Origin of the sequence: Cellulomonas sp. Leaf334, assembly GCF_001424195.1 — a bacterium.
In the GTDB taxonomy this organism is placed as follows: Bacteria; Actinomycetota; Actinomycetes; order Actinomycetales; family Cellulomonadaceae; genus Cellulomonas.
Window position 1 is genome coordinate 938599 of the sequence record NZ_LMOO01000001.1, and the last position, 13656, is coordinate 952254.

General features: G+C 74.6%; 5 protein-coding genes. All 5 read right to left on the bottom strand.

Features of this window, described 5'->3' with window-relative positions:
- The 5 genes from ASF78_RS04215 to ASF78_RS04235 all read right to left on the bottom strand — a co-directional run bounded on the left by ASF78_RS04215 (position 1) and on the right by ASF78_RS04235 (position 13634).
- Positions 1-4083 carry a hypothetical protein gene (locus tag ASF78_RS04215; RefSeq protein ID WP_056585120.1) on the bottom strand — a complete coding sequence of 1361 codons (4083 nt, stop codon included), beginning with the start codon at positions 4081-4083 and terminating at the stop codon, positions 1-3.
- The gene (locus ASF78_RS04220; protein WP_056585122.1) at positions 4080-6884 is read right to left on the bottom strand and encodes a hypothetical protein; all 2805 of its coding nucleotides are present in this window, start codon (positions 6882-6884) and stop codon (positions 4080-4082) included. The genes ASF78_RS04215 and ASF78_RS04220 overlap by 4 nt, the downstream gene beginning before the upstream one ends.
- Positions 6884-10321 (bottom strand): DUF6603 domain-containing protein, encoded by a 3438-nt coding sequence (locus tag ASF78_RS22245; protein ID WP_056585124.1) that lies wholly within the window; start codon positions 10319-10321, stop codon positions 6884-6886. The genes ASF78_RS04220 and ASF78_RS22245 overlap by 1 nt, the downstream gene beginning before the upstream one ends.
- Positions 10318-13146, bottom strand: a complete 2829-nt coding sequence (locus ASF78_RS04230; RefSeq protein ID WP_156374030.1) for a hypothetical protein — start codon at positions 13144-13146, stop codon at positions 10318-10320. Before ASF78_RS04230 ends, ASF78_RS22245 begins: the two co-directional genes overlap by 4 nt.
- A 92-nt stretch (positions 13147-13238) precedes the next feature.
- Positions 13239-13634, bottom strand: a complete 396-nt coding sequence (locus ASF78_RS04235) for a hypothetical protein (protein WP_056585128.1) — start codon at positions 13632-13634, stop codon at positions 13239-13241.
- Between the last annotated feature and the right edge of the window lie 22 nt (positions 13635-13656).

A 13656-nucleotide genomic window follows, 5' to 3' on the forward strand; every position in this document is an offset into this window, starting at 1 on the left:
TCAGTCCACCGCCGGTGGGGTCAGGGCGTTCGGGTTGGTGGACACCGCGTCACGGTCCGCGTTGAACGCGAGCACGGTCGCGGGCAGGTACTGCCGCACCGCGCCGAGCGCCGCCGGTGGGACGGCGCGCAGGTGCACCTGCTCCAGGGTCTCGATCAGCACCTGGTTGAGGGTGCCGACCGTCCACGGCTCGCCGACGACGGGCGGCACCGCCAGCAGGATCGCCTGCGGTGCCATGAGGTCCGGCGGGTCGTACCGGAACGCGATGCCCGTCGTCTCGGTCGCGGACGGGATCACCTCCGTCCACTCGTCGACCAGGAGCCCGGCGACCTCGCGGCCCGGCGCGACGAGCTCGGCACCGGACAGCGCGAGCGAGACGGCGCCGTCCACGTGGTGGTCGGCCGGCAGCGCGTTCCAGACGTCGCCGGGCCGGTAGGGCACCTGCGCGACGCCGAGCGAGAGCGGTGGCCCGCCGAGCGCCTCCGCCTCGCGCAGCGCGATCCCCAGCCGCCCGACCGGCTCGCGGACGCGCTCCATCCGCGTCAACCAGACCTCCGCCGCGAGCGCGTCCTCGCCGACCAGCGCGGGGTCGTCGCGCGATGCCACCAGGTCGGCCGTCGTCGGGGGGACGAAGCGGGGCAGCGCCACGAAGCCCGGCCCGAGCAGCGCCCGCAGCCGCCGGATAGCGGGCGTCCACGCCGCGGCCGACGGTTCCGCCTGGATGGCGTCCGCCTCGACGAGCCGGCCCTGCAGCTGGTCGCGTGCCCGGGCGGCGGCGGCCGTCCAGCCGGTCTCGGTGGTGTCGGCGGGGACCGCGGCGTCGCCCACGCCGAGCGACCAGCTCGTCACCACGGCGTCCCGCAGTCGCGTCGGGTCGGCCAACGCCTCGACAGCGTCCCGCACGAGCGTCAGGGCTGAGGCTGCCCGTGCGTCGAGCTCCGCCACGTCGACCCCGGGTTCGCCGTCGGCGTGCGGCGGCTGCAGCGTCCTGCCGTCCAGCGGCGTGGCCGGACCGATGAGCACGGACAACGAGCGACCCACCTCCAGCAGGTCCAGGAGCGGGGAGTCGAGCACGACGACGGGCCGCAGCAGGTCGGCACCGGACGCCACCGCCGCGCGGGCCGCGAGCTCCGCCAGCCCGTGCTCCCCCGCACCCGCGATCCGGACGACGTCGCTCGCCGACACTCCCAGGTCCGTCAGCGGCACCGGCACGAGGAGCTCGCCGACCGCGTCCCGCACGGTCACGGTCCGCCCGGTGGCGGCACCGAGCATCCGGCCCAGCCAGGCGTCCAGCCCCGGTTCGGCTGCCGCGTACGGCGAGCCCGCCGGTCCGGCCCATCCCCCGGTCGTCGTCGCGGCCGGGTCGAGCAGGATCCCCACCCGGTGCGTGACGCCGACGCCCGTGCGCGGGGTCTGCACGACGTCCAGGTTCGCCGGCGGCACGAGACCACGGTCGAAGTCGGTGACGGAGCTGACCGCCCGGTCGAGGTCCCCCAGCGCGAACTGGTGCACCTGCTCGGCCTGGAGGAGGTCGGCGGCGGCGTCCACCGCTGTGCCGAGCCGCCGCAGGACCGCCTGCGCGGCCTTCCGGTCCGCCTCGCTCGGGTCGCCGCCGACCAGGTGGTCGAGGGCGTGGTCCTCGCTCTGCGCCCAGAGCCGGTGCAGGCTCAGCCCGTCCAGCCGCCGCGCGGCGGGCGGGAGGTGCTCCTCGCCGGGCAGCGGTGACACCTCGCGGGCGTTGTCGATCGCCTTGTCCAGGCCGAGCTCGTGGAGGTCCCGCTCGACCAGGTAGCCGAGCACGACGTTGACCGAGCGCCCGGCGCGGACCCCGTCGAAGACCGTCCGGGCCAGCCGGACCCGCTCGGACGTGAGGCTGACCGCGAAGGGGGTGTCCGTGCCACCGCCGTGCGCGAGGTGGGCGTTGCGCAGCAGCGCGGAGACCTGGGCCTGGTGGATCGACGGTGCGTGCAGGAACCCGGGGTCGTCGACCGCGGACAGCAGCGGACCCGGCTCGCCGGGCGGGGTCTCGGTCAGCACGTCGACGGCGGACGGCGCGAGCCGCTCCGACCAGCCGTAGCCCCCGACGAGGGCACCCTGCGCCTCGTCCGCGCGGAGCTCGGCCAGACGGCGGCTCGCGAGCGACGTCGCCCACGCGTCGAGGCGGTACGTCGCGGCGTCGAGCGTGCCGAGCAGGTGCCGCTCCAGGTCGCGGGCGTCGACCGCCGCGAGCGTCTCGACGGCCACGCGGAACGCGGTCAGGTGCGGATCCGTGCCGGCGGCCAGGCGCTCGCGCACCGTGCCGCCGTCCGGCAGGGTCGCGTCACGCTGCGCCCGCCACCCGGTGGACGGTTCACCGAAGCCGTCGAGCTCCTCGTCGGTCACGTCGGGGGTGTCGGGTCCGAGCAGCCGGGCCGCCGCGGTCGCGTGCTCGCGGAGCCACGCGTGCCGGACGAGCGCGGCCAGCAGCGACGGCGGCGGGTCGTCCCCGCCGGCGGCGAGCTCGTCGACGTCGGTCGTCAGCAGGTCACGCAGGTGTCCCGGGTCGCCCACCAGGGGAACCGTGACCGGGGCGCTGTCCGGCTCGTGCACGGTCAGGGCGCCGGGTCGCAGCCCGACACCTGCCGCGGCGGCGACCGGCAGCGCCCGGTCCCCCGCGACGTCCCAGAACCCGGCGCTGCCGAGGCTGCGGCCCAGCAGGAGCTGGACGTGCTCGGCGAACCGGGCGCCGAACGCCCGCCGGACCCGCACCCGGTCGGACCGTGCACCCAGCCGCAGCACGTCGACCAGGTCGGCCGCGACGTCGCCGCGCCCGACGCGCGGTGCGCGTGCGAGCGAAGGTCGCCAGGCACCGTCGACCAGGCCGGTCAGCACCCGACGCAGCCGCTCCTCACGCGGGTCACCGGTGAACCGCCCGAGCGAGGTCACCGGGAGCAGCCCGTACGGCTGCCGGCCCACCCGCAGGGTCGGCAGCGGGCCACCGGGGCGGACGAATCGTCGCGCGTGGTCGCGGACCCAGTCCGTGTCGGCGAGCGCGACCCCCGCGAGCTGCGGCAGCCAGTACCCCCACGTGACCGGCCACAGGACCGTGCTCATGGCCTCGGCCAGGAGGTCGTCGGTCGACCCGCCCGCCGGCAGCGGATCGAGGTCCGCCCCGAGCGCGGTCGCCGCGAGCGCGTCGGACGTCCCCGGCGCCGACGGCCCTGCCGACTGCGGCCAGGAGCCCGGGGTCGCGCTGGACCAGCCCGCGGCCTCGTCCTCGGTGTTGTTCGTGAGCGTCTCCGGGTCGAGGAACGCCAGGCCCTCGCTGTAGCGCTGCGCGTCGAGGAGCGGGGCGACGCCCTCCTGCGTGCTCCCCTCGCGGACCCCGGCCACGAGCAGCAGGTCCACGGGGCCGGAGACGGGGAGCCGCAGCGCCATGCCGACCTCCTCGGCGGTGTCGAAGTCGACGAGCCAGCTCATCGCCTCGTCGACCGCCGCCACCTCGTCGTCGTCCTCGTCGTCGACGAGCGGCGACGACAGGTCGGGACCGACGGCGAGGTCCGTCGTGATCGGCCGACCGGCCGCGACCGCCACCACCGTCCCCTGCGCGTAGGCGGTCGCCGTCCAACGGGTGGGCAGCAGGCGGGCGACGGGGGTGCTCCGTTGCTCGCTGGTGGCCACGGCGGGGAAGCCGGGCTGGGACGTCAGAGGTGCGTCGTCGGCGATGCCGGTCTCCGGGCGGGCCTGCGGGTTGGTGGGCGTGGTCGCCCGGACCACCCAGGCGGCTCGCCCCGGTCCGTACCGGTCCGCCAGGGCGGTGTACGCCCGCTGCGCCCGCTCGCGGTCGGCGCCCGTGCGCCACTGCGCGCGCCAGAACTCCTCCCCCGCGGCGACCTCCGCGGCGGACAGCCGGGGGTCGTGGGCGTCGACGTGCAGCTGGTCGGGATACACCCGGACCAGCAGCTCGCCCGTCTGGAAGCGGGTCTCCAGCCGGACGGGGAGCAGCACGACCGGGTGCCGGGACCCGCCCACCTGCGCGGTGAGCCGGGCGTCGGCGGCGGCGGCGTCCGACGTGAGCGCGGCGAGGTCGAGCGGTTCGGTCATGGCGTCGGCTCCCGCAGGAGCACGGCCACCGGGATGGTGATCCGGGCGGGCAGCTGCCGCAGGCGGGCGGCCTGGCGGGCCGACGTGGCCTCGGTCGCCGGGGCGTGGCTGACGCCGGCGGGTGCCTCGCCCACCTCGAAGCCGAAGCGCGGGGCTCCGGGCTGCTCGGCGATCACGATCGACCAGTCGTCGGCATCGGCCAGCGGGACGGTGAAGCCGAAGAAGCTGATGTCGGGGTCCATCGAGCCGCGGAAGACCGGCAGCAGCCGTTCGACCGGCGGGCCCGGCTTGGTCGCGGACACCAGCGCGTCCGGGAAGCGCTTGATGAGCTCGCTGCGCAGGAGCAGGACGAACCGGTCCTCCACGACCGTCGGGGCACCGAGCGCCCGGTCCCCCCACGAGTCCAGCGGTGCGACGTCCGGGGGTGCTCCGGGTGCCACGGCCGCGTCCCAGAACCGGTCGAAGAAGGTCGCGGTCATGGGCGTCGGGAACTCCCGCCACAGCAGCTCGCGCCCCAGCTCGTGGTTGAGGCCGACCAGGAACGCCTCGACGAACTCCCCGTGGGTGCGCAGGCCGAGGGCCGTGTCCGCCGGGACGCCGTCGAGCCCGGGGAGCAGCCAGTGCTGACCGAGCTCGGCCAGCGAGCGGGACATCGGGGTGTCGAACCGTGGTGCGAAGCGCAGCGACGGCACCGGGTCGTCCGAGGCCGGGGGCACGGGCACCTCGAGGAGGCCGTTCACCCGGGCGCCGAAGGTGCGGGTGGGCGTGGTGAGGGCCAGGGCCTCGGCGAAGATCGCCTCCGCGGCCAGGCTGCCGAGAGAGGTCCCGCCGGTCGGTGCGGTGGCCAGGAACGCGGCCAGGTGCCGCGCCGCCGTAGCCCGGAAGGCGGATGCCGCCTGGTTGTCCTGGCGCGGCGGGCGTGGGTCGGGATCCGGCTCGGGCTCTGGCTCCGGCTCGGGGTCCGGGTCGAAGGGGTCGTCGGGGTCGAACGGGTCCCGTGGCCGACGGAGCGCGAACGGGCGGTCCCGGTCGGTCCGGGTGAACCGCCCCGGGTCGAGCACACCGCCGCCGAACACCCCTCCACCGATCGGGGGCAGCGGCCCCGGTCGGGGCGACGGCGCGGGCATCGGGCCGATCGCGAACCCAGGTCGCGGCGGTCCCGACAGGACGGCGTCGGCGTTCACCGCGGCCCAGGTCAGGTTCTGCGGGCTCGGGAGCGCCGCGCCTCCCGCCTCGAACGTCAGCGGGCCGGCGGGGATCGTGAGGTCGCGGTTGATCCGCGAGATCGGCCCCATCCGGTCGAGGATGTCGAGCCGGGCGGTCGGTGCGGTACCGCCCAGCCGTCGCACGGCCGGCCCGCGGGACCGGGTCACGCGCCGGACCACCGGGCTCAGCGCCTGGTCCGGCAGCTGGGCCTGCGACCACTGCTGGGCGAAGCTCGCTCCCCCGGTCGCCGGTGACCGCAGGAGCCGGGCCCGCAGCGGCGCGAGCACGAAGAGGCCGTCCTCCGCAGGCAGGGGCACCACGTGCCGCCGGTGCAGGCTGTCGGCGAGCGCGAGGCCGAGCGTGGCGAGGCCGAAGACCCGGCCCGCGGCGTGCAGGTCCGCCGATTGGTCCCACGCGGCCGCGACCAGCGTCTCCTGCTGCTGCTGCACGACGAGGGTGCCGAGCGCGGCCGCGACGCGGTGCGCGGGGTCGTTGTTGAGCTGCTCGTACCAGCGCGTGGTCGTCGCGAGGTCCAGCGACCGAGCCGCGGCGTACGCCTGGCCGTAGCGCGGGGGCGCCAGCAGGGGGTGGCTCGGTGGCATCTGGTCGGGCGTGTTGAGGACGTCGACGAGCGCCGTCGCGAACCGTCCCTCCATCGCCGGGTCGGACCACCGCTCGACGGGTGCGTCGAGCGCGAGCAGGGCGCCGGCCAGCAGCACCTGGGTGTCGTCGGCGCCGGCGATCCCCAGCCCCGACGTCGACAGGTCCACCGCGCGGGTGCCGAAGCCGTCGGCGACCGGACGTCCGCGGATCGCCAGCGCCAGCGACTGGAAGTCACCGGCAGGGCCCGTGGCGAACCGCCAGTGGTGCAGGACGGGCAGCTCGACGGGCGCCATGTCGGGCGCGCGCCGCCAGGCCGGCCCCTGGGCGTCGCCGGGGTCGTCGCCCAGCCCGGTGAGCCGTCCCGCCTCGAACGTGGGCACGACGCACGCGAGGTACTCGGTCTGCTCGGCCAGCAGCCGCCCGCTGACCAGCCGGGACAGGCTGCGGGTCGGGTCGGCGGCGAGCGCGTCGGCGAGGGCCGCGTCGGTCATCGCCGCGTCGGTGGCGATCTGCGCGTGCGCCCAGGCCCAGCTGTCGTCGAGGTCGGGCAGCTCCACCTCCGGGCGGGCCGGGGCCCCGATGGTCAGGACCGGGAGCGCGCCGCGCGTCGGTGCCGCCAGCTGCACGCCCGGCTGCTCGCGCACCACGACGAGGCACATCCACGGCCGCAGTCGGCCCGCCGACGCCGAGGCCGGGGTGAAGAGCCACGGCAGGGCCGGCTCGTCGAGCTCGACGAGGGCCAGGTAGTTGGACTCGAACGTGCGCGTTCCCGGGGCCGGGTCGGTGCGGATGACCTGCTGCGGGGCCAGCATCGTGACGTCGCCGGGGCCCATCAGCCGGACCTGGACGGTTGCCGGACCGACCCCGTTGACCCGCACCTCGGCGGTCGCGGCCGCCTGGCTGGCCGGGTGCCCGTCGCGCCGGTCCTCCGGCAGGTCGAGCGGACCGCCGCGGCGCGCCCACGGCAGGAGGACGAGGTTCGGCTCGGACATCAGAAGCGCACCATCCCGGCCAGGCGGGGCGCGTCCGCCCGCTCCTGGGCGTACCGCTCGGCGACGGCGGTTCGCGTGGCGGCCCGCGCAGCCGCGGCGAGCCGCAGACCCGCGCGCAGGTGGCCGGGCTCCGCCGGCGTCGGGTCCGGCAGCACGACGGGCACGCCGTCCGGGCCGACGACGATCTCGGTGTAGCGGAACGGCTCCGCGACGCCGGCCGAGGCGTCGGAGGCGTACCGGTCGCTGCCGAAGCTGACCCCCGCCTCACGCACCACGACGCCCGGCGCGGCGAGGCGCTCCGCGTCGCTCATCTCGAAGAACTGGGAGTCGGGGAACTCGTCGCCCACCGGCGAGACGCTGGGGGTCGCCCCGCCGATCAGGGGGTCGGTGATCGCGAACCGGCGCGCGTCGCGCGGCACGAACCCGCCGACCCGGTCGATCTCGCGTGCGGTGTTCAGCGGGACGAGGCCCTGCTGCACGACGAGCCTGCCCAGGGGGTGCAGGAGCAGGGTGTCGCTCCGCGGGACGCCCCGGACGCCGGCCACCTGGGATGCCGAGGCCGGCAGCTCCGTCATCCAGCTGCGCGGGTCGCCCAGCCGGGTGAGCAGCTCGGTCACGACGTCGATGGTCTCGGTGACGGGTGAGCCACCCCCGCCGATGAGGGTCTTGTCGAACGAGACGGTGTAGTCCCACCAGAGGATGCCGAACGTTGCCCTGCCGGCGACCCGGAGCGGGATCGGGCCCTCGAGCATGCCCTTGACGTCGATCTTGAACAGGTTCCTCGAGCCGCGCTTGAGCTGCACGCCCGCGGCGAAGTCGGCGATGAAGTGCGGCGGCCAGAACGTGACCAGCACGTCGAACCCGATGTACCCCTCGAGGCTGAAGCCGTAGGCAGCGGCGTACAGGGACGCCTTCGCGCCGAACTGCAAGGTGTTCGTCGTGATCGCGAGGTACGCCTCGATGACCAGCCGCGGGTTGTCCCCGGTGGTGAGCGCCACCGTGACCCGAGGCAGCACCGGGAAGCTCGCCGGCGGGCTGAACCGCGGGTTGAACCCCCCGACCGCGAGCGCGAACCCCTGGCCGCGCTCGCGCCGGAACGCGGCGGCGCCTGTCAGCACGAAGCGGCCGCACAGCTTCGAGTCGTACAGGACCGCGTCGAGGGCCGCGGACCCGGTGTCGAGGTCGAACACGCCCACGACGTCGAGGTTCAGGGTGACCAGCGGGTTCTCGTCCTGCGGGAGGACCGACGAGACCCGGCCGAGGACGAGGAGCCGGCTCGTCTCGGCGACGGAGTCACGCTCGAGCATGAGGGCGAGGTCGGCGCGCAGCAGCGGGTGCCCGCTGCCGAACGTCATCTTCACCAGGAAGCCGTAGACGTGGGTGCCCTCGCGCAGCGGGAAGAACGTGCGCAGGGCCGAGACCAGCTCGGGGAGGTGCTTGACGGGGTCGGCCGGGAAGAGGATGTGCTTGAGCCGGCCCGAGGGCAGGGCAGCGCGGACCGCGGCGACGTCGAGGGTGCGGTCGGCGGCGTAGAGCAGCCCGAACCCGTCGAACGTGATGAAGCCCGCCTGCAGGCCCAGGTGCTCGACGGTGCCGATGAGGAGGAACGACGTGACGTCGTTGCCCTCGCGGTCCTTCGTCGACGCGAGCCCGACGCACGTGATCGTGACGCGCTTCCCGACGCGCAGGACCAGGGCGCCGACGTAGTCCCCCGTGGCCGGGTCGAACTGGATCGTGCCGCCGCCGCTGACCGGTCCGGTCCGCAGGTCCAGCGCGATCCCCGTCGGGCGGGTCGCGTCGACGTGGGCCTCGACGAGCCGCAGGTTGCGCTCCTCCGACGGGGTCATGGTGTCGACGGCGGCGAACAGGCCGAGCCGGTCGACCCGGACGTAGACCGGGCCGAGCTGCGTGCTGAACGAGACCAGGGCGCCGACGGCCACCGCCCAGCCGGTCTCCGGCTCCTCGGCGCGGTTCCCCGCCAGTCGCAGCACCACCTCGTGCACGTTGATCCCGAGGAGCCCGCCGCCACCCAGGGGCAGGGTCTTCTCGAGCGCGGGCGGACCGGCCGGACCGGAGGAGTCGAAGGGCGGCTCGGGGCCGGTCGCGTCGACGGTGGGCGGGACGTGCAGCTCGTGGATGAACCCGGCCTCGGCGTCGTAGCCCAGGCCGAGGGAGAACACCTTCCGGATCGGCCGCCCGCCCAGGAGCTTGCGCAGGAAGCTGTCCTTGTCGGCCGAGTCGATCACGAGGGCGCAGTGGTCCAGCCGCAGCAGGACGCGGGCGCCCGTCCCGCTGATCGTGAGAACAGCCGCGATCTCGCCGAGCTCGACCCGTGACCCGGTCGCCCGCGGTAGTGCGTAGCTGATCCCTGTCTCGTCGGGCTCGGCGCGCCACCCCACCGACACGGACGAGGTCGCCGCCTCGGCGTTGGCCTGCACGCCGTCCTTCCCGCCGATGAGCAACGCGGCCCCCGCGTCGCTGCGGATGTCGACGCGGAACCGCCAGGTCGGGCCGTCGGACCCCGGGTTGAGCACCTGGTCGAGCGTGAGCGTGCCGCCGAGCGCGAGGAACAGCTGGTGGGGCCGCGCCGGGGTGCCCAGCCGCCGCGGCAGGTACATCCAGGTGACCCGCAGCTGCTCGGAGTCGGTGTCGCCGTCGCGGCGCAGCGCGAGGGAGACCATCCGGCCGGCCAGGACGTCCGCCGCGGTCGGGCGGGCCGGGGAGTCCACGTCGAGCGCGGCGGAGTCCCACCCGACGATCACGTCCCCGAGGGCGTTCAGCGCCTCGTGGTCCTTCGTCTGGTCGATGACGGCGATCGCCGCGACGATGCCGCGGATCAGCCCGTCCACGACGAGGAACGACGTGTCCCGGCCGGTGTTCAGCGTGCTGCCCTCGGCGCCCGGGAGCGTGTCGTCGAGGTCGTCGAGTGTCCGCCCGGGGTTCCAGACGAACGAGAAGATCGTGCCGAACGCGTTCAGGAACCGGGTGTGGGCCTGGTCGCCGGGCGCCAGCGACCCGGTCAGCTCCGTGGTGATCGCGACCGCCTGCATGACCAGGAACCACGCGGGCTTGCGACGCCGGAAGTACGTGCTGGCGAGCAGGTCGAGCAGGCTGGTCGCCAGCGTGTCGGCCTTGCCCCACGTGTCGGAGCCCTGCCAGGACTCGACCTGGTCGATGATCGCCCCGACGAGCAGGGCGAGGTTGCCGAGGGCCTCGAGGTCCGCCTGGAGGTCGGCGTCCACCTGCGCGCGGTACTCCGTGATCGCGGCGAGCGGCGCCTGCGGCAGGGCGAGCGGCTGGGTGGCCGTGCCCGGCGGGGCACCGAGGTCGGCCAGCACCGCGCTGCGCGCCTCCGGCCGGCCGAGGAGGTCCGCGGCGAACGTGACGAAGTCGAAGACCTCGCCCGCGACCGCGCGGAGCAGCGAGCCGGCGCTCACTGCTCGGGCCCCGGGACGGGCACGCGGCTCAGGACCGCCTCGCGCAGCTGCTCGGGCGGGTCCTCGTCCTGCGGGCCAAGCGACGCGCGGTGGACCATGTACGGGCCGAGCACCGGTTGCTGCGTCTCCGGGTCGGGGGCCGACGTGTAGACCTCGCCGACCGCAGTCACCACCCCGTCGTCGTCCTGCTCGAACCGGCAGATCCCGAAGTTCGACCGGAACATCATCTGCCGGGTGTTCCGCATCCGGTCCAACGCGGCCTGGTGCCGTGCGGCGACGGCCTGCATCGCCGCGAAGGCCGTGGCGGGGTCGGCGAGCTGCGCCTCGATCGCCGCGTCGTCCAGGGGCATCGCCCGGATCGGTGCGGGTCGCTCGGCGTCCGGACGTCCGTCGACCAGCGGTGTCACCTTCCAGCGCCAGTCCGGCGGCTTGGCCGGGTTGAGCCGCGACGTGAACCTCTCCTGCGGCTCCTCGCCGTCGGGGTTGTCGTCCAGCCAGCCGTGCGTCGCCAGCAGCACCGGGCTGCGCAGCAGCCGTGCCCGCGTCGTCGCCACGAGGTCCGCCTCGGTGCGCCCCTCGGGCAGCAGCACGAGGTCGGCGTCCGGCCGGGTCCAGCCGAGGCGCTCGACGCCGAGCTTCGCCCGCAGGAGCTCCTGCAGGAGCATCGCGCTGCGGTCGAGCGCCCGCAGGTAGACGGGCATGACGTTCTTGAACCCGCTGGACGTGAACTGCGCGATCCGGGCCGGCTGCTCGGCGGCACCGCGCCAGTAGCTCATGACGTTCGAGGCCGCGTTGTGCACGTCGCCCGACAGGACCACGACCCGCTGGTGCTCCGCGAGCCTGGCCAGCAGGTGCTCGAACGTGATCGGGTCGAACGCCCACGTCTCCAGGGCGTCGGGGTTCGTGCCGGGCATCAGGCGGTTGCCGGTGACGGACGCCGTGTCGGTCAGCCCCTCCCGCTTCGCCATGTCGAAGATGCGGTAGATGGCCTTCGCGACGACCTCGTCGATCACCGGCGGCCCGATCACCTGGAGCGGCGCGACCACCACCAGCACCTCGCGCCCGGCCGGCAGCGGCGGCCGCGGGATCTGGTCGACGAGCGCCTCCGTCGCGACGTTCCCCGGCGGACCGATCTCCGCGACGTAGCTGCGCCGGGTCCGGTTGTCGAGGGCGACCACGACGTGCTTGGGGCCGTCGACGGTGAAGTGCCACGTCATCGGTGCGTCGACGGTGCCGAACCGACCATCGGCGACCGGCTGGTTGTCGAGGTTGTGCCCGAACATCCGGCCGATCTCGGCGAACGCCGTCGCGTCGGGACCGGGAGCCGACGCCGGGAACAGCCTCGTCGCCTTCTCCAGCAGGTCCCCCGGGAGCTGTCCGCCCAGGTCCGGCCGCTCGGGGGTGGTGACCTCGTCGTACCGACGCGGGTCGTTGCCCCAGTCCTGGAACAGCGCGTACGCCAGCATCCCGTTGGTCAGGATCACCTGCCCGAGCGCCGTCCCCTGCACCCGCCGCCGCCACATCGGGTTGAGGAAGAAGTCGTCGGTGACGTCGTGGTCGTCGAACATCATGTACGTCGGCACGTTCGCCAGCACGCGCTGCACCCGACCGAGCCCGAGCAGGAAGTCGCGGTGCACCCGGTGGCTGCGGCGTCGGGCCCGGAACTTCTCGGCCGCCTTCTCGACCTTCTCCTTCTCCCGCTGCGCGATGGTCGCCGCGTCGGAGTACAGGTGCTGCGGGACCCGCTCCGGGAAGACCTCCAGGGGCAGGTCCACGTCCTGCTCGCCGGTCGGCGTGTCCAGCCAGCGCAGCGCCGACCCGATCGCGTCGCCGGGCGCCACGAGGCGTGCCCCCGGAACCTCGTCGCCCCAGCAGGCGGGCGACCAGGCCATGACGTAGGCGGCGGCGAACTCCCCCAGGGAGATCAGGTGGTTCGCCCCGTCCCCGCTGGTCAGTTGGGCGCTGACCTGGGTGAGCTGGAGCCGGTCGCCGACCGGGAACTGCGGGGGTCCCGCCGGCAGGTCGCCCGCCGCCTCCGTCTGCTGCGGCGTCTCCGGGGTGTAGCTGGCTCCCGGGTCCAGGCGGTTCGGCTCGGTGGCCTCCGGTCGACGCAGGACCTGACCGACCTTCACGCGCTCGAGGGGCACTCCTTCGTCGGTGCCGATCAGCTCCACGCCCAGCTCGGCGGTCCGCAGCATCATGATCGAGTCCACGTCGTCGGCGTAGATCTGGTCGCCGCCGAGGAAGAGCTGGTGGATCCGGCCCCGCGGGTCGTCGAACCGCTCGTTCAGGTACTCGTCCATCCACGCCAGGGCGTCGCCGTCGTCGTACCCCGGGCGACGGCACGAGCCGTACGCGAGCCGCAGGTCGTCCAGGGTGGTCGGAGGCAGGGCGAAGCTCGGCAGCATCCGGTCGGCGTAGCCGAGGGGTCCCACCTCGACGCCGCTGACCGTGTGCGTGCCGAGCAGACCGAGCCCCGCCAGGTCCGTCCTGTTCCGGGCTCCCGTGATGGTCACGTCGTAGGAGTAGAGCCGGTCGGGCTGGAAGACCTTCCCGGACGCCGGGGCCAGCCGCACGGTGACCAGGCCGAGGTGGAGCTGCTCGCCGATCCGCACGGTCTTCTCACCGGGGTGCGGCTCCGCCACGTTCGGGTCGGGAGCGTCGCCGCTGGTGGCGAAGGGCGGGTTGGTCGTGTCGGCGGCCACCCGGCCCTCGAACACCCTGATCCGCACGTCGGCCGGTTCGCTCAGCACCACCTGGACCGCGACGAGCCCCGGGTCCACCCGACGCAGCAGAGGACCAGCAAGGAGAAGCGGCAGCTGCATCGGCACTCGCCTGCCCCCACTGACGAGACGATTCGGGACATCTCGGACCGTAGCCCTCATTCACCCGTTCGGACCAGGGCCCACCCCCGCTCTCACCCGGCGAGCTCGACCTCCTCGACTGGGACGAAGCCGGGGATGTCCTCGACGCGGTGGTAGACCGGCAGTCCGCGTTCTTGCGCGATTGCGACGTCCTGGTCGGCGCCCGTCGATGCGCCCTCCAGTCGCAGGACCGCGTCGCAGTGCTGGAGCAGCCGCTGTGCGGTCGGGTACATCACCCGCTCCGCCAGCGGGCTCAGCGGGCCGTCGGCACCGGCGCTGCTCAGCACCGGGAGCGCCACCCACTCCCCGATCATCGGGATGTGGCCCGCGCGGAAGATCGGCCAGGCCGCCTCCTCCAGGCGTCGGAGGTTCAGGGCCATGAGGTCCGGGTCGTCGCCCGTCCCGGAGCGGTAGGGGCCGGCGATTAGGATCAGCAGTGGAGTAGTCATAGGGGCATACTATGCATTACTC